This is a genomic window from Chelativorans xinjiangensis, from assembly GCF_009812055.1.
Classification (GTDB): Bacteria; Pseudomonadota; Alphaproteobacteria; order Rhizobiales; family Rhizobiaceae; genus Chelativorans; species Chelativorans xinjiangense.
The window spans coordinates 1-24,588 of sequence record NZ_WQNH01000059.1 but is presented as its reverse complement, the minus strand read 5'-3'; the positions used below and the strand labels follow the sequence as shown (position 1 = coordinate 24,588).

At 66.0% G+C, this 24,588-nt stretch carries 14 protein-coding genes; 6 read left to right on the top strand and 8 right to left on the bottom strand.

What is annotated here, in order from left to right:
• Window positions 1–351 precede the first annotated feature (351 nt).
• Complete coding sequence (locus GM910_RS23905; RefSeq protein ID WP_159592571.1) at window positions 352–648, top strand: hypothetical protein; 297 nt, start codon at window positions 352–354, stop codon at window positions 646–648.
• A 190-nt stretch (window positions 649–838) separates the two neighbouring features.
• Window positions 839–9,775: a two-partner secretion domain-containing protein gene (locus tag GM910_RS23900; protein ID WP_159592568.1), complete on the top strand. Its 8,937-nt coding sequence runs from the start codon at window positions 839–841 to the stop codon at window positions 9,773–9,775.
• Window positions 9,776–9,814: 39 nt separating this feature from the next.
• Here the strand turns inward: GM910_RS23900 and GM910_RS23895 are convergent, their stop codons facing one another.
• On the bottom strand, window positions 9,815–10,489 hold the full coding sequence (locus GM910_RS23895) for a GntR family transcriptional regulator (protein ID WP_246226322.1): 675 nt from the start codon (window positions 10,487–10,489) through the stop codon (window positions 9,815–9,817).
• 223 nt (window positions 10,490–10,712) lie between these two features.
• On the opposite strand from GM910_RS23895, the gene GM910_RS23890 reads away from it, so the two are divergent.
• The 4 genes from GM910_RS23890 to GM910_RS23875 all read left to right on the top strand — a co-directional run bounded on the left by GM910_RS23890 (window position 10,713) and on the right by GM910_RS23875 (window position 15,195).
• Window positions 10,713–11,693: a sialic acid TRAP transporter substrate-binding protein SiaP gene (locus GM910_RS23890; RefSeq protein ID WP_159592562.1), complete on the top strand. Its 981-nt coding sequence runs from the start codon at window positions 10,713–10,715 to the stop codon at window positions 11,691–11,693.
• A gap of 76 nt (window positions 11,694–11,769) precedes the next feature.
• Window positions 11,770–12,336, top strand: a complete 567-nt coding sequence (locus GM910_RS23885; protein WP_159592559.1) for a TRAP transporter small permease — start codon at window positions 11,770–11,772, stop codon at window positions 12,334–12,336.
• Between the two features lie 7 nt (window positions 12,337–12,343).
• On the top strand, window positions 12,344–13,624 hold the full coding sequence (locus GM910_RS23880; RefSeq protein WP_159592556.1) for a TRAP transporter large permease: 1,281 nt from the start codon (window positions 12,344–12,346) through the stop codon (window positions 13,622–13,624).
• 38 nt (window positions 13,625–13,662) lie between these two features.
• On the top strand, window positions 13,663–15,195 hold the full coding sequence (locus tag GM910_RS23875; RefSeq protein ID WP_159592553.1) for a UxaA family hydrolase: 1,533 nt from the start codon (window positions 13,663–13,665) through the stop codon (window positions 15,193–15,195).
• Window positions 15,196–16,228: 1,033 nt separating this feature from the next.
• On the opposite strand, the gene GM910_RS23870 is transcribed toward GM910_RS23875, so the two are convergent.
• The 7 genes from GM910_RS23870 to GM910_RS23840 all read right to left on the bottom strand — a co-directional run bounded on the left by GM910_RS23870 (window position 16,229) and on the right by GM910_RS23840 (window position 24,327).
• Window positions 16,229–17,311 (bottom strand): ABC transporter ATP-binding protein, encoded by a 1,083-nt coding sequence (locus tag GM910_RS23870; RefSeq protein WP_159592550.1) that lies wholly within the window; start codon window positions 17,309–17,311, stop codon window positions 16,229–16,231.
• Window positions 17,312–17,328: 17 nt separating this feature from the next.
• Complete coding sequence (locus GM910_RS23865; protein ID WP_159592547.1) at window positions 17,329–18,420, bottom strand: Gfo/Idh/MocA family protein; 1,092 nt, start codon at window positions 18,418–18,420, stop codon at window positions 17,329–17,331.
• Window positions 18,421–18,423: 3 nt separating this feature from the next.
• A complete protein-coding gene (locus GM910_RS23860; protein WP_159592544.1) occupies window positions 18,424–19,437 on the bottom strand; it encodes a Gfo/Idh/MocA family protein in 1,014 nt (337 codons plus the stop codon).
• Between the two features lie 254 nt (window positions 19,438–19,691).
• The gene (locus tag GM910_RS23855; RefSeq protein ID WP_425482724.1) at window positions 19,692–20,465 is read right to left on the bottom strand and encodes a carbohydrate ABC transporter permease; all 774 of its coding nucleotides are present in this window, start codon (window positions 20,463–20,465) and stop codon (window positions 19,692–19,694) included.
• Between the two features lie 109 nt (window positions 20,466–20,574).
• Window positions 20,575–21,477: a carbohydrate ABC transporter permease gene (locus tag GM910_RS23850; protein ID WP_246226323.1), complete on the bottom strand. Its 903-nt coding sequence runs from the start codon at window positions 21,475–21,477 to the stop codon at window positions 20,575–20,577.
• A 355-nt stretch (window positions 21,478–21,832) separates the two neighbouring features.
• A complete protein-coding gene (locus GM910_RS23845) occupies window positions 21,833–23,125 on the bottom strand; it encodes an ABC transporter substrate-binding protein (RefSeq protein WP_159592535.1) in 1,293 nt (430 codons plus the stop codon).
• A gap of 173 nt (window positions 23,126–23,298) precedes the next feature.
• The gene (locus GM910_RS23840; RefSeq protein WP_159592532.1) at window positions 23,299–24,327 is read right to left on the bottom strand and encodes a LacI family DNA-binding transcriptional regulator; all 1,029 of its coding nucleotides are present in this window, start codon (window positions 24,325–24,327) and stop codon (window positions 23,299–23,301) included.
• Window positions 24,328–24,588 lie beyond the last annotated feature (261 nt).

Sequence of the window (24,588 nt, the reverse complement as noted above, 5' to 3'; positions counted from 1 at the left end):
GCCGCCCTCGACCGCCTCACCACGACGATGACGCCCGAACAGATCGAGGAGGCGCAGGCGCGAGCCAGGAACTGGAAGCCGGCCGGGGTCGCGGAGGGGAATTAGTTTTACAGTTGCGCCCCGTCGCGCCCCCCTCTGCCCTGCCGGGCATCTCCCCCACAAGGGGGGAGATCGACTGTCACGACCCGCTTTCGGCAATCGCAAAGGAGAGAGCCGGCCGCGATGCAAGCTGATCTCCCCCCTTGTGGGGGAGATGCCCGGCAGGGCAGAGGGGGGCGCGACGGGGCGCAACGGGAAACGCAACTGTAGTGCGAGGGCGACATGACTCATCTGGAATCGAGAGGCCTGGCGATGACTGCAGCACTCCGCACTCTTTCCGCTGGAGGGGCCCTCCTTCTCCTCCTGTCCGGCTGCTACGCTACGGAGCCGCGTGCGGTGCCGGTGGCGGGGGGTGGGGATGTCATGACCAGCACCTGCCGGAGCACGCTTTTCACGCTCACCGAGGCCGAGTGCCGCAAGCAGGTGCTCTCCAAGTGCAAGCCGGGTGCCTCCGTCCTCAACGTCGAGACCTCCTCGCGGCTGGCCTATACGCCGCAAGGCTATATGGAGCAGACGTTCTGGACGTATTTCATCAAGGGGTGCCGGTAGGCCGGCGGGCTCGCTTCGCCGCTGAGACCTTAAGGGCGGGAAATCCCCCTATTTGAGGGGAATGTAACCGAGAGTAGCAAAAAATGATGGGGTGGTTGGGCTGCGGTGCAATACCCCAGGTTGAAGAGTCCCGTTCTTTTCGATACTGCGCGCGCATTAGTGTTTGTTATATTTTTATTGTGGGGGTCATATGGACCGTCGGATTGCGGAGACCGGTGAAGCCCGGCGGTCGCTCAGAGCCTTCCATTTCCTAAGCAAGATCAGGCCCAAGGGCCCCGCTCTACGGCGGCCGGTCGCCTGTCTTGCGGCACTCAACCTTCTGTTGTCCTCTCTCGTCGGACCGCTGGCGCCGGCCTATGCGCAGGTGATCACCGATCCCACCGCGCCGATCCAGTTCCGGCCCGGCATCGCCTCATCGGGTAACGGCACGCCGACGGTCAATATCGTCACGCCGTCGAAGGGCGGTGTCAGCCACAACAAGTTCCGCGAATACAACATCGACACGCGCGGGCTGATCCTCAACAACTCCGGGCTCGGCGGCACCTCGGTGATCGGCGGCAAGGTAGCGCCCAATCCGAACCTTAAGCCGGGCGGCGAGGCGAGGATCATCGTCAACGAGGTGACCGGCACCAAGCGCTCCAGCCTCAACGGCGTGACCGAGGTGTTCGGCCGGAAGGCGGACGTGATCGTCGCCAACCCGAACGGGATCGGCTGCGTGGGCTGCGGGTTCATCAACACCGGCACCGCCACGCTCACCACCGGCCGCCCCATCGTCGACTATGACGCCGGCACGGTCGGCTTCGAGACCCGCAAGGGCGACATCACGATCTCCGGGGCAGGGGTCTCGGCGCCGGGCGGCCAGATGGCCGACCGCCTCAACCTTATCGGCCGCACGGTCAACCTCGACGGCCTGGCCGAGGCGAAGGAGAAGGTGGATATCAGCGCCGGTGCCACGCGCATCGACCCGGCGACGGGGACCGCCAGCCGGCTTGCCGATGCCGCACCCGAAGGGGGCGATGCGATCGTCTCCAGCGCCTCCGGCATTATCCGCGCAGCCTCGATCGACGTGCTTTCTTCCGATCTCGATACCGGGGTCGTCCTTTCCGGCAACCTGCAGGCGCTGGGGTCGTACGACGAGGACGGCAAGCTCGTCCCCGGAGACCTGAAGATCGTCTCAGCCGGGAGCTTGAGCCTCGTCTCGGGCGAGGCCTCGGGCGCTGTCCATGTCGAGGCGGCGCGTGCCTTCGAATTGGCGCGCGACCTGTCGGCCACCGGCAAGATCGCAATCACCGCCGGGGACATCACGCTTCTTAAGAGCGCCGGCGTTCACGCCGGAGAAGGCCTGGAAATCGTCGCGCACGAGGACATCGTCTCCGGCGCGACGCTCAAATCCGGCGGCACGCTGCGCGCGGCGGCTGGCGGCAGCGCCTCCTTCTCCGGCCTGATCGCCGCCCATGACGGGCTCGATTTTTCGGCCGGCGATAGCCTGAAGACCGACAAGGCGACGCTGATCGCGCCGACGATCGATCTCGGCGCGGAGACGATCGACGTGACCGGCACCTGGATCATTCCAGGCGAGGGGGCGAAGATCGCCGGCGTCGATGTCACGCTCGGCAAGGACACCGCGTTCGATCCGGAAATCGGCATCGACGTGGAGGCCACGCGGCGGCTGACCATCGGCACGCTCCTCGACACGGCCGACTATCCGGCCCTGTCGCTGGCCTTCCGCGACCTCGCCATCGCCGAGGGTGGCGCCTTCGCCAGCGACAGCCATGCGATCGAGGCCGGTGCGCTCGACAATGCCGGCGTGCTTCTGGCGCGCGGCGATGCCGCCGTGAATGCCGAAACCCTCACCAATGCCGAGACCGGCGTCATCGAAGCCGTCGGCATCGACATCCGCACCAGCGGCGACCTTACCAATCTCGGCCGGATCCTGTCGGAAAGGACGCTCGCCCTCCTGGCCGAGGGCAACGTCTTCAACGACGGCACCATCGGCACCGACGGCGTGCTCACCCTCAAGGCGCTTTCCTATACGGCCGACGCGCCGGCGGCGCAGCTCGTTGCGGCGAAGGCCGATCTCGTCCTCGGCAAGGACGTCGGCAACAGCGGTGCCATCCTCAGCACCGGCACGCTCGACATCGAGGCCGGCGGCAAGCTTTCCAATGCCGGCGACATCCGCTCCGGCGGGGCACTCAACCTGACGGTCGCCGATCTCCTCAACATGGGCGAGGATGCGCGGATCGACAGCAACACGGCGCTGACCGTCCACGCCAGCGGCGGCATCGACAACCGGGGCGGCGGCATCCTTGCCACCGATAGCCTCGACCTCGTGGCCGGCGCCCTTTTTGCCAATTCCGGTCTGCTCTACAGCGAAAAAGGCGTGTCGGTTGTCGCAGGCGGCTTCGACAACAAAGCCGCCGGCCGGTTGCACGCCGGCACGGTGCACATCGATCTCAAGGGCGAGGATCTCTCCAACCTCGGGCAGATCGTCAGCGGCGGGACGCTCGACGTGGTCAAGGCCGGCGACGTCCTGAACGGCGGCATCGTCCAGGCGGGTAAGACCCTGCGCCTTGAGGCAGTTTCCTATACGGCCGACGCACCCGAGGCGGAGCTGGTCGCCGCGCGGGCCGACCTCATCCTCGACGGCGCGCTGAGGAACGCCGGGCTGATCGCGGCGGCGGAGAAGCTCAGCCTCGATGTCGGGGACGATGCGCGCAACACGGCCGCCGGCGAGATCGCCGCCAATGTGCTGGAAGCCAGCATTGCCGGGGAACTCACCAATCTCGGTTCGCTTCTATCGGAAAAGACCCTCAAGGTCGCCGTTATCGGCCTCTTCTCCAACTCCGGCACCATCCGTGCCGGCGCCGATATCAACCTTACGGCCGCCGATCTGGTGAATAGCGGTTCAGGAGCCGTTATCGACAGCAAGGCCGCCCTGATCGTGCGGTCGGCGGGCGGGATCGACAATCTTTCAGGCGGCCTGTTCGCCACGGGCGACCTCGACCTCGCGGCCGCCGCGAGGCTCACCAATTCCGGCCTGCTCTACAGCGAAGAGGGCGTATTACTGCTGGCGAACGGGTTCGACAACCGGGCCGGCGGCGCGCTGCATGCGGGCACCATGCGCATCGAGCTCAAGGGCGGGGATCTCTCCAATCTCGGGCAGATCGTCAGCGGCGGCACGCTCGATGTGTTGAGGGCCGGCGATGTCCTGAACGACGGCATCGTCCAGGCCGGCGGCACGCTCCGTCTGCAAGCGCGCTCCTATACGGCCGGCGGGGCAGAAGCCGAGCTGGTGGCGGCGAAGGCCGACCTCATTCTCGGCGGCGGGCTCAGGAACGCCGGGCTGATCGCGGCCGCCGGCGATCTCGGCCTCGATGTCGGACAGAACCTGCGCAACGAGGCTACAGGCGAGATCGTGGCGCAGGCGCTGGAAGCCAAAGTCGCCGGCGACCTTGCCAATCTCGGTGCGCTCCTTTCCGAAGGGGCGCTGAAGGCCACGGTGGGCGGCCTCCTTTCCAACCGCGGCGACATCCGCGCCAGTGGCGCGCTTAACCTCACCGCCGCCGGGGCGCTCGACAATTCGGGGCTCCTGGAGAGCGGCAACCGCGCAACGCTCACCGCCCGTACGCTCGACAATCGGGCCGGCGGCAGGATCCATGTCGGGACGATCCAGACGACGGCGGAGGGCATTGTCCATGCGGGCCGGCTCACCATCCGCCTTTCCGGTGGGCTCGCCAATCTCGGCGAGATCGTCTCGGCCAACGCCCTGGACATTGCGAGCGGCCAAAACGTCGACAACGACGGCAGCATCGAAGCCGCCGGCGATCTGCGGCTTGCGGCGCATGCCTATGTGCCGGGCTCGCCGGCGGCGCGGCTTGCGGCCCACAACCTTGACCTCATCCTCGGCTCCTCGCTCGTCAATGACGGGCAGCTCGCCGTCGCCGGGCGCCTCGGGCTCGATATCGCCGGCGATCTCCTCAACACCGAGACCGGCCAGATCGAGGCCGCAGTGATCGAGGCGGCGGTCGTGCAAAACCTCACCAATCTCGGATCGATCGTCTCCAGCGGCACGCTGCACGCCGTCGTCGGCGGGCTTTTGACCAACGAGGGGACCTTCCGCGCCGGCAGCGACATGGCTCTCGAGGCGCACCGGCTGATCAACCGCGGCGAGGACGCGCTGATCGGCGCCGACGGCAACCTCGGCATCAAGACCGCCGGCAACCTCGACAATCTGCTGGGCCGCATCCTGGCCGAAGGCACGCTCGCCATCGAGGCGGGAGGCACCCTCACCAACGCCTCGGCGCGCATCGAGTCGGGCGGCGACATGCAGATCCTCGCGCGGACGCTGATCAATACGGCACATGAGGAGGGTCCCCGACAGATCGTCGATTATCGCAATTGGGGCGACCCGACGATGGACTATCTGGCGGCGCGCACCTCTCCGCCGGCCCGCTACTGGGGAACGGCGACGGTCGTCAGGGACGAGTTCGTCGGGGAGATTGAGGTTGGAACGCCCGGCGTCATTCGTTCGGGCGCCGATATGCTGCTTTCCGGCGAGGACCTTCAAAACCTCGAAGGGCGCATTCTCGCGGTGGGCGATCTTTCCATCGATATGGCGCGCGTGCTGAACGACGCCACGGTGCACGAGGTCGACCATTTGCGCCACATCTGGGGTGGCGAGCGCCTTTTCCAGGACGACAACAGGTTCACCGCGCCCAACGGCGTTAGCGATGACTGGGTTGCGAAACCCTATCAGGACGGCGTCTTCAAGAACGAATATCTCGCCGCGCGCGCGAGCGATGGCGACGAGACGATCATCATCGTCAAGGACGCCTCTCCTATCAGTGTGCGCTACCAAGGAAAGTCAAAATACAAGGACGGGGTGATCAACGGCGGTCGGTTCAAGGTCTTCGAATACGCCGACGCTGCGGCCCTACTCGATCTGGAGCTGCTCGGCATCGATCCAAACGATATTCCCGATGTGATCATGATCGGGAACAGGATCGCTGATTTGGGCGAGGGGCCTTACAGCAACCACCGGCTGGAAGAACGCGGCACGGTGGAAGTATTGCACGGCTCCCTGATTAAGGCCGGCAGCGCGCTCCTGATTTCCAGCGACGAGACGACCAATCGCGGCACCGTGGAAGGCAGCCTCGTTTCCATCGAGGGCGGCACGCTCCACAACGGCATCGGCGCGATCGACGGTGTCGACGGCTCCAGCTTCGGCCGTTTCGACCGCGCCGGCGTTGCGCCGGGCGTGGGCACCGGCATCGCCGGTCTCGATCCCACCCGAAAGGGCGTGGCGGCCCACGGCGGCTCCGGCCTCGGCCTTGTCGGCGGCGGGGCAGGCGTCGTCGACTTCGTGCTCGACGACGTGGCGGTGCCGCCGCTCGACCTCGGCGCCTTCAACGAGCGCAATCTGGTGGGCCTCGACCCGGACGCGTTCGGCAATCTGCAGCGCTTCACCGGCTCGCTCGAGGCGGCAAGGCTGCTGGCCAGCGCCGGCAACATCACCGGTTCTCAGCTTTCCTACTACTCCGATCCGGTGCGCGAGGCCCGGGCGCTGGCCGAAGCGGCGCTGAGGGCCACGGGCACGCATCTGGTGGTCGACCCGTCGCTTTCGGCGGAAGAACAGCGCACCGAACTCTACCGCAACGCCGCCGCCTTCGCCGAGCGCACGGGTGCCCAATACGGCGTGGCGCTGACGGAGGCACAGCGCGCCGCGCTCACCGAGCCCGTCGTCTGGCACGAGACGCGGATTATCGACGGCAAGCCGGTGCTGGTGCCGCGGCTCTACCTGCCGTCCTCAGACGCGCTTCTGCGCGGGCCGCGCGGCCCCGGCCTGATCGCGGCCGACGATCTGCTGGTCGATCTTTCCGGCCGGCTAACCAACACCGGCACGCTGGCGGCTGAAGGCCTCGCCTCGATCTCCGCCTCGTCCATCATCAACCAGCGCATGGCGGACCTCGACATGCGCGAGCGCGCCTATGCGGGCGGGCGTGGCGACACCGGCTTCATCACCGCCGGCACGCTTTTGATGACGACCGACGGCGACCTCGTCAACCGCGGCGGCACGATCGCCTCGGCCGGTTCGCTCGACCTGCGGGTGGGCGGCTCGCTTTTGAACGAGACGCAGCGCTACCGGCGCGCCGTCGACGGCTTCGACCTGTGCCTGGGCGCGGCGTGCGGGGGCGACGCGGTGGATTGGAACATCGCCAAGATCACCGCCGGCCGGGACCTGACGGTGATCGCCGGCGAGGACCTGATCAACCGCGGCGGCGAGCTCGGCTCCGTCACCGACATGCTTCTGGCCGCCCGCGGCAATGTCGAATTCGAGACATTGAAAGATTCCTTCCTGTCGAAGGACTTCCACCAGCGCGGGTTCCTGTCGGGCTTCGACATCGTCGAGCACACCATCACCACGGCGGAAGCCAAGGCGCAGTCGCTCGTGGGCGACGTGTCCATCCTCGCCGGCTATGGCGTGTGCGACGGCGGCGCCTTGTGCGCAGGCGACAACAAGTCCGACGCGGTGCTGAACGGGGCGCTGGTGTCGGCCTATGGCGACGTGGCGCTCAAGGCCACCGGCGGCATCGAGATGGGCGCGGTGTCGCAGGAGGTGCACAACACCTACAAGGAGTGGGGCTTCAAGGGGCTCGGCTGGGGCAAGGTCAAGCAGCGGTGGAACGACATCTCGACCTCCGTCACGCGCATCTCCGGCGACAACGTCACGCTGGACGCGTCCTTCGGCGATGGCTCGGGAGGCCCGATCACCGGCACGGGCACGAAGATCCAGGCGGCCGGCGACCTCTTGATGCTGACGGACACCGACATCCGCTTTAAGGCCGCCCAGGACGCGCGCTACTTCACCGAAAAGGGCTTTTACATCGGCCTCACCTTCCCCGGCTCGGCGGGCATCGATGCGGCTTACCGAGGCACGCCGGGAGAGAAGGTCGATCCTCTGGAAGGGCTTGCTTCGGTGTCGCCGCTGACGGCAACGCTCATGCGTCTTTCCCAGTCCGAGAACGGGATCGCGGCCGGGCTTGCGGCGCTCTATGTCGGGGTGGGCGGCCTTAACGGCATCAAGGCCGGTCCCGAAGCGATGGTGAAGAACGCCCTCGGCGACCTGTCACCGCAATCTCTGCTGGGGTCGATCGGCATCACCATCTCGTCGTGGAAGAACGAGCAGCGCTGGTCGGAAAGCCAGATGGCGGAGCTGGTGGCCGGTGGCGACGTGGTCATGAAGGCCGGGCTCGACGTCGTCCTCGATGAGGGCACGCAGCTGATCGCGGGCGAGGACGTCGCCATCGACGCCGGGCGCGACATCATCCTGGCCGCGCTCGAGGACTATGCCGCGACCCGGGCGAAGAGCTTCGGGCTTTCCATCCAGCCCTTCGCGCTGAAGGTGGAGGGCAGCTACGCCAAGGCCACCGGCGACAGCGCGAGCCACACCAATGCCCGCATCGTCGCCGGCGGCACGGCGGACCTCGATGCCGGCCGCGACATTGCCCTTCTGGGTGGCGTCGTGGCGGGAGAGCGGGTGGAGGCGTCTGCCGGGCGCGACCTTGTCATCCACTCGGTGCGGGATGCCTCGACCTATCGTGAGAAGAGCCTCGGCGCCTCGCTTTCGCTCAGTCCGTCGGGCCTGCTCGGCGGCTCCTTCTCCTATGGCCGCACGACGGGCGACTATGCCAATGTATCGGAGCAGAGCGGCATCGTGGCGGGCGAGGGCGGCTTCGCGGTGGAGGCCGGGGGCAGGGTCGACCTGAAGGCGGGGCTGATCGTCTCGTCGGCCGATGCCGGGCTCAATTCGCTGAGGGCGGCGGAGCTCACCTTCTCCGATCTGGAAAACCGTTCCGAGGCGAAGACGGCGAGCTACGGCCTGTCGCTGTCGCCGGGCGGCCTGCCGGTGCCGCAGGTCGGCATGCCGGCCGAGGAGAGCGAGCGCGGCACGGCACGCTCGACGGTCTCGCCGGGCGCGCTCACCCTGACCGACCAGCGCCAGGACACCGCCGCGCTCAACCGCGATCCGGACAACACCAACGTCGCGGTCGGACGCTACGACATTTCCGCGCTGAAGCAGAAGCAGCAGGACGCGGCGCTCCTCAGCCAGGCCCTGAACATGGCGGTGGGCGACATCGCCCAGGTTGCCGGCTTCGCGGAGGGCTCGCCGGAGAAGGTGGCGTTGCACGCGGTGGCCGGCGCCGTCGGCGCGGCGGTGGCCGGCGGCGACGTCGCCCTCGGCGCGCTGGCCGGCGGCGCGGGGGAACTCGCCAACGCCATCCTCGTCGATGTGCTGGCGGAGCATCCGAGCCTGAGCGAAGAGCAGAAGCAGGCGGTGCAGCAGTGGGGCGCTGCACTGGTCGGCGCGGCCCTCGGCGGCGATCTCGGCGCGGCGACGGCGCTCGATGCGTACAAATACAATTACCTCACGCATGAGCAGATCGCGGCCTTCGATGAGGCGATGAAGGCCTGCGGCGGCGATGGCGCGTGCAAGCAGGCGGTCACGGAGGCATATCAGGACCTTTCGGCCGACAATGACGAGGCGCTGCGCGCCTGTGCGTCTTGGGACTGCCGGGCCGCCCATATGGCCGAGATCGAGCGGGCGCAAGAATTGGCGAATGAGGTCCTGCACAGCCCGTATGCCGAGGCCGAGCCACGCTATGTGATCATGTTGCAGAAGCTGCAATCGCGGAGCTGGGTCAGCCAGTCGGCCGAAATCGCCGCGCAGCAGGCGATGGCGATGGACCTCGCGCGCGATGAGTGCGGATCGGATTCCGCCTGTGTCGAGCGCGTCGCCAACGACGCCTTCAGCGCTTGGGCCGAACGCGTTTCTATCGATGGCAGGGACGTCAAAGTGAACATCGGTGTGAGGGGGCGGATGGTGACCGTTCAGTCGTCTGCACCGACATTGTTCAGGTGGACAAAGCCAAAAGCGGCAAGAGCCATCGCGCAGGTCCAACCCCAACTGACTGTAATGTGCAGTGCGGGGCAACGGCCAATGCCGGCGGGCAAATCGATCATGGTCCATGCTCGGTTTTTCCACGGGACATTCATTTGTGTGAAGCCCGGAGAATCCGCGGTCAATGTCATGCTGAACGAAACAGACAAGCTGCTGGAAGGCGTCTGAACATCGGATCGCTCCCTGCGCACGTTCCGCCAGTACACATCACCCAACATCCCCAAAAACCTCCGGATGCCTCTCCGAGAAAGCCTCCAGCTCCGCGATCACCGCATCGATATGCCCCGCCATCGCGGCGCGGGCCGCTACGGGGTTCCCCACCTCCAGGGCTTCGACGACGGCCACGTGCTCGGCATAGGTGACGGCGTGGCGGCGGGGGGAGGCGATGAGGCGGCGGGCGCGGTCCAGCGAAAGGCGCACGCTCTCGACGGTGGCGCGCAGCCGCGGGTAGGAGAGGGCGCTCACCATCAGGTCGTGGAGGGAAAGGTCGAGCGTGTGGAAGCCCTCGCGGTCGTCGGCGTCCACGGCCGCCTTCTGGTAGCGCAGATTGCGCCGCAGTTCGGCGAGCAGCGCCGGGTCGCGGCGGCGCGCCAGCGTTTCGGCAACTTCCGCTTCCAGTGCACGGCGCATGAAGAGGTTCTCTTCCACGTCCTTGAGCCGGATCAGCGAAACGCTCGAGCCGCTTTGCGGGCGGATGTCCACCAGGCCTTCGCGCTGCAGCCGGTGGAGCGCCTCCGAAATGGGAAAACGCGAGACGCCGAAGCGGGCGGTCAGCTCCGCCTTGTCGAGCGGCTGGCCGGGCCTGAGCTCCAGCGTGACGATCGCCTGGCGCAGCGCGTTGGCGACACGCTCGCCTGCGCCGCCCCTTCTCTCTCTACCCATTTGGGCTGAGCCCATTCGGGAAATTTTGGCGCTTGATGTCATGCTAGCATGTTAGTAGGATTTCCAGAGCTTGAAAATCGTGGAATTGATCTGTCGCCTCCGTGGCGGGTAGCCTCGGCGAGCGGGCGGGGAGGGAGCCTCCCGCCGGAGCGCGCGGCGGCAGCGGCGCTGCCGGCAATTCCGCGGACACCAAACGTCGTCGTTTAAAGGGAGGAGTCTCAAGGTGAAAAAGACCGTTACTTATCCGCTTGCCGCCGCCGCCTTTGCCGGTGTCTCGGTGCTGGCGCTGCCGGCCGCGGCCGAGACCGTGCTCAAATGGGCGCATGTCTACGAGGCGAACGAGCCCTACCACACCTGCGCCGTCGAGGCGTCGGACAGATTGAAGGAGGCGACCGACGGGCGCTACTCCATCGAGGTCTTCCCGGCATCCTCGCTCGGCAAGGAGGTCGACATCAACGAGGGCCTCGGCCTCGGCACCGTCGACATCATCTATACAGGCCAGCTCTTCGCCGGCCGCGCCTACGGGCCGGTCGCCATCGGCGGCGCACCATATATGTTCCGCGACTACGACCACTGGGACAAGTTCCGCAATTCCGAGCTTTTCGCGGAGCTTGCGCAGGGTTACGAGGAGGCCTCCGGCAACCACATCACCTCGCTCACCTATTACGGCGAGCGGCACGTGACCTCGAACAAGCCGATCGAGACGCCGGAAGACATGGCGGGGCTGAAGATCCGCGTGCCCAACGCACCGCTCTACATGATGTTCCCCAAGGCCGTCGGCGCCAACCCCACGCCCATCGCCTTCGCGGAAGTCTATCTCGCCCTCCAGCAGGGCACGGTCGACGCGCAGGAGAACCCGCTGCCCACCATCCAGGCCAAGAAGTTCTACGAGGTGCAGGAGCAGATCACGCTCACCGGCCACATCACGGACGCGCTTCTCACCATCGTCGGCGGGCCTGTGTGGAATTCGCTGGAGGAAGCCGACCGCGAGGCCTTCGAAAGCGTGCTGGACGAGACGGCCGATTGCGCCACCGGGCAGATCATCCAGGCGGAAAAGGATCTGGTGCAGTGGTTCGGCGACCAGGGCGTCGAGGTCAACGAAGTCGACCGCACGCCCTTCCGCGAGGCGACGATGAAGCTGCACAACGGCGAGGATGCCACCTGGGACCAGGACGTCTATGACCGCCTGCAGGCGATCGAGTAGCACGTTGCAATCCGCCGAAAGCCCCGCGCCACGGCGGCGCGGGGTCAACGCCAAGGCTGCGTCCTGAGGCTTTCCCATGTCCAACAACAACAGCGGCAGTGATGCTGCACCCGCTTCCGACCCACCCGCTTCCGACCAGGACGACCTGTCAGACGTGCGGCTCGACGACGGCCTCGTTCTCATCGTCTTCTGGGTTCTTGCCGTCGTCGTCTTTCTTCAGTTCTTCACGCGCTATGTGCTCAACGATTCCCTTGCCTGGACGGAGGAGATCGCCCGCTATCTGCTGATCGGCGTCACCTTCCTCGGTGCCGTCATGGCGGTGCGCAAGGAGAGCCACATCGCCGTCGAGCTCGCCTATCGCTACCTGCCTCGGTACGCCCGCTTCACGCTGCAGATCGCCGTCGATCTGATAGCGCTCGTCTTCTATGGGGTCACCGCCTGGCTGTGCAGCCAGATGGCGCAGAACACGCAGCAGAAGATGGTCTCCCTCGACGTGCCGAAATCCGTCGTCTACTGGATCGTGGCCGCCTGCTTCGCCGCCATGACCGTCTATGCCCTCGTGGTGCTTGCGCGGCATCTGAAAAGCCGCACCAGCCGGCTGATCGATCCCGAGATCCACAGCCCGACCGCCCTGAACCTGTGACCCGTCCATGCTCCTGACGCTGCTTTTCGTTCTCCTCTTCCTGATGATCGCCATGGGCGTTCCCGTGGGCATCGCGCTTGCCGGCGCCTCGGCGGTCTTCATCTTCCTGGACGGGCGCATTCCCGACGTGGTCGTCATCCACCGCATGGTGAACGGCGTGGATTCCTTCCCGCTTCTCGCCGTGCCCTTCTTCATCCTCGCCGGCAACCTGATGAACACGGCCGGCATCACCGAGCGCATCTTCGATTTTGCAAAGGCGCTTGTCGGCTGGATGCGCGGCGGGCTGGGCCACGTGAACATCGGCGCCTCTGTCATCTTTGCGGGGATGTCGGGCGCGGCGGTGGCCGATGCCGGCGGCCTCGGCGCCATAGAGATCAAGGCCATGCGCGACGCCAAATACGATCCCGGCTTTTCCGTCGGCATCACGGCCGCCTCGTCGACCATCGGGCCGATCATTCCGCCCTCGCTGCCGATGGTCATTTATGGCGTGGTAGCCGGCGCCTCCATCGGCCAGCTCTTCGCCGCCGGTCTCATCCCCGGCCTCTTGATGTCTCTTGCGCTGATGGCGATGGTTGCCTGGTACGCGCACAAGAGGGGCTATCCGCGCGACCAGGCATTCCGCGTCGCCGTTCTGAGGGCGACCTTCGCCCGCGCCTTCCTGTCGCTGATGACGCCGGTCATCATCGTCGGCGGCATTCTTTCCGGCGCCTTCACGCCGACGGAAGCGGCCATTGCGGCCTGCGCCTGGGCGCTGTTCCTTGGCTTTGTCGTCTATCGCACGCTGCCGTTGAAGCACTTCCTGCGCGTCTCCTTCGACACGATCGAAACGACCGCCGTGGTGCTCTTCATCGTTGCCGCCGCGTCCATCTTCGCCTGGATCCTCACCTCCAACCGCGTGCCAGAGCATTTCGCCTCGCTCATCCTCGCCGTTTCGGAAAACCCGATCGTCGTGCTTCTGCTCATCAACCTGATTCTGCTCGTCGTCGGCTGCTTCATGGAGACGGTGGCAGCCATCACCATCCTCGTGCCGATCCTTCTGCCGATCGCGGTGAAAATGGGTGTGGACCCCGTGCACTTCGGCGTCATCATTGTCCTGAACCTGATGATAGGGCTCTTGACGCCGCCGATCGGCATGGTGCTCTACGTGCTTTCGCGTGTCTCGAAGGTGCCGTTCGAGCGTTGCGTGGCCGCCACCATGCCTTTTCTGGTGCCGCTTCTCTTGGTGCTCTTGCTGGTCACCTTCGTGCCGGCCCTCACCATGTGGTTGCCGACGCTGATCTACCGTTAAACACCAATGGGCGGATGGTGGTCCGCCGGAGGCGTATCATGAACAATCAAAACGGGCGGCCGGCCTTTCTGCGGCTTGCCGAAACGGACAACATCGCGGTGGCCGCGCGGAAAATCGAGGAAGGCACGCCTCTGATCGGCGGTGCGCGCGCCGCAAGCCGCATCTCCTTCGGCCACAAGGTGGCGTTGGAGCCGGTGGCGCGCGGCGGGGCGGTCCGCAAGTTCGGCCAGATCATCGGTTTTGCCAAGGTGTCCATCGCCGCCGGCGACTGGGTGCACGAACACAATGTGGAGATGGGCGATTTCGAGCGCGACTACCGCTTCTGCGAGGATGCGCGGCCGATCAACGTCCTGCCGCCCGAGGAGCAGGCGACCTTCGAAGGCTATCGCCGCCCCGATGGCCGCGTCGGCACGCGCAACTATATCGGCATTCTGACCAGCGTGAACTGCTCCGCCTCGGTCGCCCGGTTCATCGCCGAGGCCGCCATGCGCAATGGCCTTCTCGACGATTTCCCCGAAATCGACGGCGTCGTCTCCTTCACCCACGGCACGGGCTGCGGGCTGGCGTCGGCGGGCGAGGGCTTCGATCTTCTGAAGCGCACGCAGTGGGGCTACGCCGCCCATCCCAATCTCGGCGGCGTGCTGATGGTGGGGCTCGGCTGCGAGGTGTTCCAGATCGCCCGCCTGAAGGAACTCTACGGCCTTGAGGAAAGCGACACCTTCCGCTCGATGACCATTCAGGAATCGGGCGGCACGCGGCGCACCATCGAGGCCGGGCTGGCGCGCGTCAAGGAGATGCTGCCGGCCGTAGGCAGGCACAGGCGCGAGACGGTGCCGGCCTCCGAGATCATGCTGGCGCTGCAGTGCGGCGGCTCGGACGGCTATTCCGGCATCACCGCCAATCCTGCGCTCGGCGTGGCCGCCGATATCCTGGTCAAGAACGGCGGCACCGCGGTCCTCGGCGAAACGCCGGAGATCTATGGCGCCGAACATCTCCTGACCCGCCGCGCCATCCGGCGCGAGGTGGGCGAGAAGCTCATCGAGCGCATCCACTGGTGGGAGGAATACACCGCCCGCAACAAGGGCGAGATGAACAACAATCCCTCGCCGGGAAACAAGGCCGGCGGCCTCACCACCATCCTGGAAAAGTCGCTGGGGGCGGCGGCCAAGGGCGGCTCGACGCCGCTCAACGCCGTCTACGAATACGCCGAGCAGGTGAAGGAGAAGGGCTTCGTCTTCATGGACACGCCGGGCTACGACCCGGTCTCCGTGACGGGGCAGGTGGCCGGCGGCTGCAACGTGGTGTGCTTCACCACCGGCCGCGGCTCGGCCTATGGCTGCAAGCCGTCCCCCTCCATCAAGCTCGCCACCAACTCCGCCATGTACGAGCGCATGGAGGAAGACATGGACATCAACTGCGGCGACATCCTCGACGGCGTGAGCCTGGAGGAGAAGGGGCGCCAGATCTTCGAGGAAGTGCTGGCCGTGGCATCCGGCAAGCGCAGCAAGTCCGAAAAGCTCGGCTACGGCGACAACGAGTTCGTGCCCTGGCAGATCGGGGCGGTGATGTAGGGATCGCGATCTGCGTATAGGTTGACGCAAGCTTTCCGGATTGCCCGTCGCCCGTCGCGCGCCCCCTCTGCCTGTCTGCGCGAAGCTTCGCTTCGGCGAAGGCAGGCCGGGCATCTCCGGGAGATCGGCCACCGCCTCCAAACGCGCCTCATCCCGGCCGCGCGATGACCTGTGCGTACTGCGTGCCCATCCCCACCCCACCCGCGCGGGCGTCATCCCGGAAAGCCGAAGGCTTGTCCGGGACCCATTCCGGAATGTGGACTGGTCACGGAATGGGTCCCGGACAACCTCCGCTTTGCTCCGGTTTCCGGGATGACGCGCGCGGGTGGGGTGGGGATGACGCCACGTTGGAGAGGCGGCGGGCGCCCTTCACCTCAGCCGGCGAGGCATCGCCTGCGCGGGGATAAAATGTGGCGACAAACTTTTCTCTTCCCCGCCAACCCATTGGTTTCACTCACTGCAGAAAAAATTCTCCAACTTTTTCGCGGGAATCTTCGCCCCCCTGCCCAGCCCGCCCGTACAATCCTTGCCATCGCTCTCGCGGGAACCGGGTCCGGACCGGGGATCAGGGAGGGCGGCGGAGACCTCTCCCTCCAGGGTCGGTACCCGGAGGCCTGAGGGCCCGCGACAGGCCGGCGGTGCCGGGAGCGCTGGGTGTAATACAGCGTTGCCGGCATTGCGGAGAAGCCGCCAGGGCTTTTGTTCGGCCCGGCTCACCCCAATTGGGTGCGGCCGGGAAGGAGAAAGGCCCGAGTGACCGGCCGACCGTCGGGACAGACTCCGGCGGGGCGCGTTGGACGCGCCTTAAAAAAAAATTGAGTGGCTCGGACAACGCGCCCCGCTTCCCACGTTCTTTGACATAGCCCGGCTTCAGGTGAAGCGCGGCAACGGATAGGCACGTCCTTCGTCAGGGAAGGCACAACGCTCAGGACTCCCCTCCCCAATTCACAACGCCGATTGCAACCGCCTGCCACTGGCGCGGCGCTTGCGACCCCCTTTCGCAGACCTTGCGATAGGGGCGATGACCCAGCCCTCAGATCACCTGGCCGTCGGTATCGAAGAGATGGCAGGTGGCGGGGTCGACGAAGGTGTCGATGGACGAACCCACCTGGATCTCGCGCTGGCCTTCCAGCGAGACGGTAAGGCTCTGGCCGTCGGCCAGCGTCGTATAGAGAAGAGTCTGGCCGCCGAGATTTTCGACCAGGTCGACCTTCACCGTTGCGAAGGGAATGCGGTCCTCGCCGCCGGCAATGGTGATGTGCTCGGGGCGGACGCCGAACTCAACCTTTCCGTCGGCCGCGCCCTTGGCGGAGTGTGGCAGGACGACCTTCTCGCTGCCGATGCGGATGGCGGCGGAGCTTCTATCGGCGCCTTCGATGCCGGCGTCGAGGAAGTTCATCTTCGGGCTGCCGATGAAGCCGGCGACGAAGCGGTTGGCGGGATTGTTGTAGAGGTCGAGGGGAGCGCCGGCCTGCTCGACGTGGCCGAGACGCAGGACGACGATCTTGTCGGCCATCGTCATCGCCTCCACCTGGTCGTGGGTGACGTAGATCATCGTGTTGCCGAGGTCGCGGTGCAGCTTGGCGATCTCGACGCGCATCTGCACGCGCAATTCGGCATCGAGGTTGGAGAGCGGCTCGTCGAAGAGGAAGATGCGCGGCTCGCGCACGATGGCGCGGCCGATGGCCACGCGCTGGCGCTGGCCGCCGGAAAGCTGCTTCGGCTTGCGGTCGAGCAAGGGCTCGATCTGCAGGATCTCGGCGGCGCGGCGCACGCGGGGCGTGACCTCGGCCTTCTTCATCCCCGCCGTCTCCAGCCCGAAGGCAAGGTTCTTGTAGACACTCATATGCGGGTAGAGCGCGTAGGACTGGAACACCATGGCGATGCCGCGCTTGGCCGCCGGCACCTCGTTCATCAGTTCCTCGTCGATCCTGAGTTCACCGCCGGAAATCGGCTCCAGCCCGGCGATCATGCGCAAAAGGGTCGATTTCCCGCAGCCGGACGGGCCGACGAAGACGGTGAATTCGCCCGGATCGATGGTGAGGTCGATGCCGTGGATCACCTCGACGGAGCCGAAGTGCTTGCGGACCTTGGAAAGCGAGACTGAGGTGGACATGCGGATTTCTTCTCCTGTCAGGCCGAACGGGGCTGCGGCCGGCCGGGAATCCAGCCCTCGTAGAGGGGATGGCCGGGGCCGAGCGGAAAGCGGACGTCCTGGCGGGTGCGCGCGGAATGGTAGAAGGCGGCCACCAGCTCGAGCGCGCTGCGCGCGTCCGCCGTGGTGACCGGCAGCGGTGTTCCTTGCGTGAGTGCCCGGTGGAAATCGCGCATCTGGCCGGCAAAGCGCGGCGGCACCGGCGTCCAATCGGCCAGGAGCGCATCGATCTCGGCCTTGACCTTGTCGTCGCGCGGCACGATGCGCCACGGGTCGTTGCCGAGCGCGTAAGGAAAGTGGCTCGATTCGAAGGTGACGTTCTCGAAGGCGAGATGCAGGCGCGAAAGTTCCTCGCGCGAGCCGAGCGTCGCGGTCATCGAGGCCAGCGCGCCGCTTTCCAGCTCCAGGCTGGCGGAGACGCAGTCTTCCACCTCGATGGCGTGCACGCGCGTTGCCACCCTGCCGAAGAGGCCGGCCGGCCGGCCCATCAGCCACATCAGCATGTCGTGGATGTGGATGGCATGGGTCATCAGGACGCCGCCCAGTTCGGTTGCCCATTTGCCGCGCCAGGGCACGGCGTAGTATTCGGGCAAGCGCTGCCAGAAGGTCTCGGCGGTGCCTACGTAAGGCATGCCGGCGACGCCGGAGTCGATGATCTTCTTGGCCTTCTGCACGCCGTCGCCGTAGCGGTACTGGAAGATGGGCATGAGCTTGCCCTTGGCGTTGCGCTCGGCGGCGATGACTTCATCGACCTCTTTGAGCGAGCCGACCAGCGGCTTTTCGCAGATGACGTGCTTGCCGGCGGCAAGGGCGGCCAGGATCTGGGCGTAGTGAACGGACGGCGGCGTGCAGACGTCGATGATGTCGACATCGTCCATGGCCAGGAGATCGTCGAAGATGGTCGTCTTGCGCGGAATGCCGAACTCCTCGGCAAAAGCGTCGAGGCGTGCATTGTCGAGGTCGCAGACGGCGACCACCCGGTAGCGCTCGGGGTCGGCCAGATAGCCCTCGGTGATATGGGCGCGGCCGATCCCGCATCCCACGATGGCGACTGTCAGGGTTTCGGGCATCTGTTATCCTTCGGTTGCGGTACGCTCGGCGAGCGCCTGCGCCTTCAGCGCCAGTTCCATGGCGAGGTAGCAGCGCGCCTGCGGCATGGCGGTCTCGGTGCGGTTTTGGATGTCCTCCAGGAAGGCGCGGCCGAAGGGCAGGCCGACCTCGCGGCAGTCGATGTGCCGTACGCCGTTCTCGTTGACGATGAAGAGGTGGTTGCTTCCCTCGCGGCCGGCGACGTCGATGTTCTTGCGCACCTCGATATAGCCTTCCGTGCCGAGGATGGTGAGGCGGCCGTCGCCCCAGGTCGGCAGCGTCAGTGGCGAAAACCAGTCGACGCGCACATAGCCGGTGGCGCTTTCGCTCCTCAAGTGCATGTCGCCGAAGTCCTGCAGCCCCGGCGCGTCCTTGTTCGCCCGGTTGGCGATGGTGGCCGAAAGCACCTCGGCGCTGTCGGACTTGGTGAAGAACAGGAACTGCTCGGCCTGGTGCGAGGCGATGTCGGTGAGGATGCCGCCATAGCGCGGGCGCTCGAAGAACCAGCCGGGCCGCTGCGGCTTGCGCAGCGAGTGCGGCCCGAGGCCGACCGTGTGGATGACCGTGCCGATGGCGCCGGCCTCCACCAGTTCACCCGCCTTCACGGTGGCCGGGCTCTCGAAGTGCTCGGAATAAAGGATCGAGAAGATACGGCCGGTGCTGGCCTGAACGCGCTTCACCGCCTCGAGCTGCTCGAGGCTCGTGACGCCCGGCTTGTCGAGGAGGACGTCCTTGCCGTGCTCCATCGCCGCTATGGCGATGCCGGCGCGCTCGTCGGGGATCGCGGCGCTGGTGATGAGCGCGATGGAGGTATCTTCCAGGATCGCCGCCCGGTCGGCGACGCGGCGGGCATCGGGGTAGCGCTCGGCGAACGCGGCGGCCAGATCGTCTTCGCGCGAATGGAAGGAGACAAGCTCGGCGCCGGCGCGCAGGAGCATGTCGACCTGGCCATAGATGTGGCCGTGGTTGAGGCCGATAGCGGCAAAGCGGATGGTCATCGGGCGGAGTCCTGTATTGGCGGAAAGACGAAGGGAGACCGTTGCGCCGAAGGCCTCTTCCGCGCGTCATCCCGGCCAAGGGAGCGCACGCTCCCGCAGAGCCGGGATCCATTCCGTGACGCGTCCACGTTCCGGAATGGGTCCCGGACAGCCTCCGCTGCGCTCCGGCTTCCGGGATGACGCGCGGAGGGGAAGGTACGCGAAGGAGTGCCAACCGTGGCAAACATGCTTGTTCTCATCCAAAAACGCCCGCTCTACCGCTTGATCCCCGTGGTGGCGATGCCTTCGATCAGGAGCCTCTGGAAGAAGAGGAAGAAGAAGAACACCGGAACCAGCGACAGCATGGACATGGCGAACAGCCCCGACCAGTCCGACAGGCCGGTCGAGTCCACGAAGGAACGCAGGCCGAGCTGGACGGTATAGGTGCGCATGTCGGTGAGGTAAATCAGCGGGCCGAAGAAGTCATCCCAGGTCCAGATGAAGGTGAAGATGGCCGCCGTGGCAAGCACCGGGAGCGACAGGGGCAGCATGATGCGCCAGTAGATGCGCCAGGCGCTGCAGCCGTCCATCATCGCAGCCTCGTCGAGTTCGCGCGGAATGCCGCGGAAGAACTGCACCATAAGGAAGATGAAGAAGGCGTCCGCCGCCAGGAACTTCGGCACGACAAGCGGCAGCATCGTGCCGACCCAGCCGAGGTTGAGGAACAGGACATACTGGGGAATGAGGGTGACGTGATAGGGCAGCATGAGCGTGCCCAGCATGATCGCGAACCAGAAATTGCGGCCCCAGAACTTGAGCCGCGCGAAGGCGAAAGCGGCGAGCGAGCAGGCCAGCACGTTGCCGATCACCGACAGGATCGAGATGACGAAGGAGTTCCAGAAGAACGTGCCGAAATCGACGCGCAGGCCGAACCAGCCGCGCGGATATGCATCGAGCGACACCGAGGAGGGGATGAGCGAGGTGGCGCTGAAGATCTCCTCCTCGGGCCGGAACGAGGCCGAGAGCATCCACAGGAGCGGATAGAGCATGAGGATGGACGCGCCGATGAGGAGCACATGCAGAACCACCGACACCCAGGCCCGGCGCTTTTCGAGCCCCACGGTTTCGTTTGGGCGGACGTCGTCCGTGACGGCGATGTCAGTCATCGTAGTGCACCCAGTAGCGCGCGGTAAGGAAGGAGAAGGCCGTGAACAGCGCGACGATCACCAGGAGAATCCAGGCCAGCGCCGAGGCATAGCCCATGCGGAAGAAGCCGAAGGCCTCCTGGTAGAGATAGAGCGTATAAAAGAGCGTCGAGTTGATCGGCCCGCCGGTGCCGCCGGAGATGATGAAGGCCGGCGTGAAGGCCTTGAAGGCCTCGATGGTCTGCACGACCGCGTTGAAGAAGACGACCGGGGTGAGGAGCGGCAGGGTGATCTTCCAGAACTGGCGCCACTTGGAGGCGCCGTCGAGGCTCGCCGCCTCGTACATGTCCTGCGGGATCTGCCTGAGACCCGCCAGGAAGATAATCATCGGCGAGCCGAACTGCCAGACCGAAAGCACGACGAGGGTGTAGAGCGAATAGTCCGGGTTGGAGATCCAGCTCGGGCCCTCAATGCCGAAATTGGCGAGGAACGAGTTGACGAGGCCGTTGCCGGCGAAGAGCTGGCGCCAGAGAACCGCGATGGCGACCGAGGTGCCGAGCAGCGACGGCAGATAGAAGATGGCGCGGTACCAGGGCAGGCCCTTCATGCCGCGGTTCAAGGCCATGGCGACCAGGAGCGCGAAGGCGAGTTTCAGGGGCACCGAGAAAAGGACGTAGAAGAACGTCACCTGTATGGAGGCGACAAAGCGCGGGTCGGCCGTGGCGATGCGCACGTAGTTGGCCGCACCGATCCAGCGCGGCGCGGTCAGAAGGTCGAAATTGGTGAAAGAAAGGTAGAGCGACACCAGCGCCGGGCCCGCGGTCAGGCCGAAGAAGCCGATGAACCACGGTAGAAGGAACATATAGCCGGCGCCGTTGCGGGACAAGGCGCGAGCGAACCTGCCGCGGGTGGGCATATAAGGGGATGCGGGAGAGGCGATGGTGGTCATCTGAGGTGTCTTCGCACTCGGTAAAGGGATGTTCTGCGCCTTGTCCGCACTCTCCCGCCTGCCATTCGCGAAGGAAGGGAGAACGCCGTGGGCGGGGTGTGGCGTTGGCGCTGAATCAAGAGGCGCTTGGCATCCCGCCCTCGCCCCTGAGTTCGTCGAAGGGCGACAAGCTCAGGATGAGGGCTCCTGTTTGCATCCATCCAGCAACGCCGAAGCCTGCAGTGGCGTTGGCCTGCCTTCACCCTCATCCTGAGCTTGTCGCCCTTCGACGAACTCAGGGGCGAGGGTGAAGGCAGGCGCATGCGGTTCCACTCCGATCGCTCTACCCGCGCGACAGGATCGACTCGGCCTCGGCGACGAACGCCTCCGCCCCCGATTGCGGCGTGTGCTGGCCGAAGGAGACCTCCTGGCTGACGCGGAGCAGCATCTTGTCGATCTCGCCCGCGCCGAGCGGCGGCGGGGGCGGCAGGGGACCGGCGAGATCGCCGAGGCCGCCGATGAACTCCACCGCTGCGCGGCCCGTGTCGTCGAGCTTCGGCGCCAGGGTTTCACGCACCACCGAGGATTCGGGCACGCCCCGCTCCACATCGAGGATTTCCGCCGCCGCCGGGTCGGTGACGAAGAATGAGATGTAGGCGGCCGCCGCCTCGGGGTTCTCGCACTGTGCGGAGACCGAGAAGAACATGGACGGCTTGCGGTAGTGCCCGCCGCCGACGCCCGGTTCGATGCGCGGATAGGGGTGCATCGTGATCGGGTCCTTGTTGAGCGTCTGGTAGCCGACGAGCTGGTTGGAGTGGGCGTAGGAGACGGCCGCGTGGCCGAGCGAAACCATGCCCGTCTCGATCTGGTTCTTGTCCAGCGCTTGCAGGTCGGCCGGCACACAGGCCTTGGATTCGCGCATGGCCGCCCACAGCTCGAACCATTCGCGCACGTCCTGGGCATCGAAGGCGAGCTCTCCGTTCTCCGTGTAGAGCGCCTTGCCGCGCTGGCGCACGAAATTCTCGAAGAAGGGCTCGACGCCCGAGCCGTCCGACAGGCCGTAGAAATTCTGGCGCTTGCCGGCCTGGGTGATCTCCTCGCCGATGCGCTTCATCTCGTCGAAGGTGAGCGAATTGTCGGGGATCTCGATGCCCGCTTCCTCGAAGGCCGCCATATTGATCATCATGGCCGAGGAGTTGGCGCCGAGGCTGATGCCGTAGAGCGAGCCGTCGACGGAGCCGCCGTCAAGCGCGGCCTGGTCGAAGTCCGAGACGTTGAGCGTGTCCGGCACGTAGCTTTCCAACTGCGCCAAGGCGCCGCGGCGGGCGTATTCGAAGATGTAGCGGTAGTCCATCTGGATGATGTCAGGCGCGTTGCGGCCTGCGACCTGGGTGGCCAGCCGTGGCCAGTAGTCGTCCCAGCCGACGGTCTCGCCGTCGATGGTGACGCCCGGAGTTTCCTCCATGTAGAGGTTGGAGACCTCGAACGTCCGCTCGGCGCGCGGTTGCGAGCCCCACCACATCAATCTCAGCCGGGTTTCCTGCCCGAAGGCCGTGCCCGGAAGCCCCAAGGCCGACGCAGACAGCGCAGCTGCGCCGCCGGCGAGCACGCCGCGCCTGTTGATCCTGAATGTCATCGGTTTTCCTCCCACTTGACACAACGCATGCGCCCTCGGGGACACATGCGCATCGCTTTTCAAGAGCTGGTAAATAACCAGATGGTTACAAGCGTGTACCATCCCCGCAGGCCTGTCAAGGCGCTCTTGAAGCGTAAAGGCCATCGGTAGGGCCGGCAACCCTTTGCGCCCCGCTAATCCGCCCGGTCGCTCAGGCCTTCGACCAGTTCCATGGGCCAGATGCGGCGCGCGGTGCCGAGCGGATACTGTTCCTTGTAGGCGGGCATCGTGGCGAGCAGGGCTTCGGCGAGCGCTTCGCCCAGGGCGTGCAGGTCAAGGCGGAAGCAGGTGAGCGGCGGGGTGAGGAACTTCGCCTGCGGGCTTTCGCGGAAGCCGATGATGGCGATGTCGCGGCCCGGCGCGAGGCCGGCGTCGTAAAGGCCGCGGTAAAAGCCGACGGCGGTCGTCTCGTTGACGAGCAGGATAGCCGTCGGGCGGTCGCTCATGGCGACGATCTTTCGCGCCATGGCGTAGCCGCCGGCCTCGTTGGGCGGCGAGCGCAGGAGGCGATGGGGCGGCAGCGGGAGCCCGTGGGCGGCCAGCGTGCTTTGCGCGGTCTCGACGAAGATATGGCCCAGATTGGCGTCGTCGGCCGGTGCGGCGATGGCGATGTCGCGGTGGCCGTGGGCGACAAGCCGGTCGATGCCGATGCGGGCCAGGCCCTCGAAGTCGAGGTCGATCCAGGGATGGCCGGCGTCCGACTGGCTGCGCCCTAGCGCGATGAAGGGGATGTGGCGCTCGGCCAGGAAATCGATGCGCGGGTCGTTTCTCCGTGTCGCCGAGATGATGAGGGCGTCGGCAAAGCCGCGCGCCACCGTGCGGCGAAGATAGGCGTCGGGGTCTTCGCGCGAGGAGCACAGGAGGACGACGAGGTCGAGATTGTGGCGAGCGAAGACCGCCTGCACGCCGTCGAAGACGCTCATGAAGAAGGTGTCGCCGTCGCCGGTGATTTCCGAGCCGCTCTGCATCATGAAGCCGACGACGCCGGTGGAGCCCTTGCGCAGGGAGCGGCCGGCCTGGTTGGGCGCGTAGCCGAGTTCGAGGGCGGCTTCCAGCACGCGCCGGCGGGTTTCGGCGTTGACGTCGGGACGGCCGTTGAGGGCGCGCGAGACGGTGCCGATGGAAATGTCCAGATGCTGGGCGAGACGCCTGATGCCGACCATGGGTGTTGCCTGTGTTGTTTCCTGTTGCACTTGCTTGGAGAGAACGGCGCCCCTGTCGCGCCCCCCCTCTGTCCTGCCGGACATCTCCCCCACAAGGGGGGAGATTGTGCTGGCCGCTTGCTCTGGCGCCCTTCCTACAACGTGGTGATTAGCGAAAGTCGCCGCGACGGCCGATCTCCCCCCTCGTGGGCAGGGGAATCGCATATCAGTATTTTCTTTATTGCCAAGAAGGTTTGGATGGATTCTTGAGAGGCTTTCCGA

Excerpts from the sequence above, each read along its gene's own strand:
- GM910_RS23880 (WP_159592556.1), top strand. The coding sequence starts at position 12,344 with ATGCTCCTGACGCTGCTTTTCGTTCTCCTCTTCCTGATGATCGCCATG.
- GM910_RS23885 (WP_159592559.1), top strand. The coding sequence starts at position 11,770 with ATGTCCAACAACAACAGCGGCAGTGATGCTGCACCCGCTTCCGACCCA.
- GM910_RS23840 (WP_159592532.1), bottom strand. The coding sequence starts at position 24,327 with ATGGTCGGCATCAGGCGTCTCGCCCAGCATCTGGACATTTCCATCGGC.
- GM910_RS23865 (WP_159592547.1), bottom strand. The coding sequence starts at position 18,420 with ATGCCCGAAACCCTGACAGTCGCCATCGTGGGATGCGGGATCGGCCGC.
- GM910_RS23855 (WP_425482724.1), bottom strand. The coding sequence starts at position 20,465 with ATGCTCTATCCGCTCCTGTGGATGCTCTCGGCCTCGTTCCGGCCCGAG.
- GM910_RS23895 (WP_246226322.1), bottom strand. The coding sequence starts at position 10,489 with ATGGGTAGAGAGAGAAGGGGCGGCGCAGGCGAGCGTGTCGCCAACGCG.
- GM910_RS23900 (WP_159592568.1), top strand. The coding sequence starts at position 839 with ATGGACCGTCGGATTGCGGAGACCGGTGAAGCCCGGCGGTCGCTCAGA.
- GM910_RS23845 (WP_159592535.1), bottom strand. The coding sequence starts at position 23,125 with ATGACATTCAGGATCAACAGGCGCGGCGTGCTCGCCGGCGGCGCAGCT.
- GM910_RS23875 (WP_159592553.1), top strand. The coding sequence starts at position 13,663 with ATGAACAATCAAAACGGGCGGCCGGCCTTTCTGCGGCTTGCCGAAACG.
- GM910_RS23870 (WP_159592550.1), bottom strand. The coding sequence starts at position 17,311 with ATGTCCACCTCAGTCTCGCTTTCCAAGGTCCGCAAGCACTTCGGCTCC.
- GM910_RS23850 (WP_246226323.1), bottom strand. The coding sequence starts at position 21,477 with ATGCCCACCCGCGGCAGGTTCGCTCGCGCCTTGTCCCGCAACGGCGCC.
- GM910_RS23905 (WP_159592571.1), top strand. The coding sequence starts at position 352 with ATGACTGCAGCACTCCGCACTCTTTCCGCTGGAGGGGCCCTCCTTCTC.
- GM910_RS23860 (WP_159592544.1), bottom strand. The coding sequence starts at position 19,437 with ATGACCATCCGCTTTGCCGCTATCGGCCTCAACCACGGCCACATCTAT.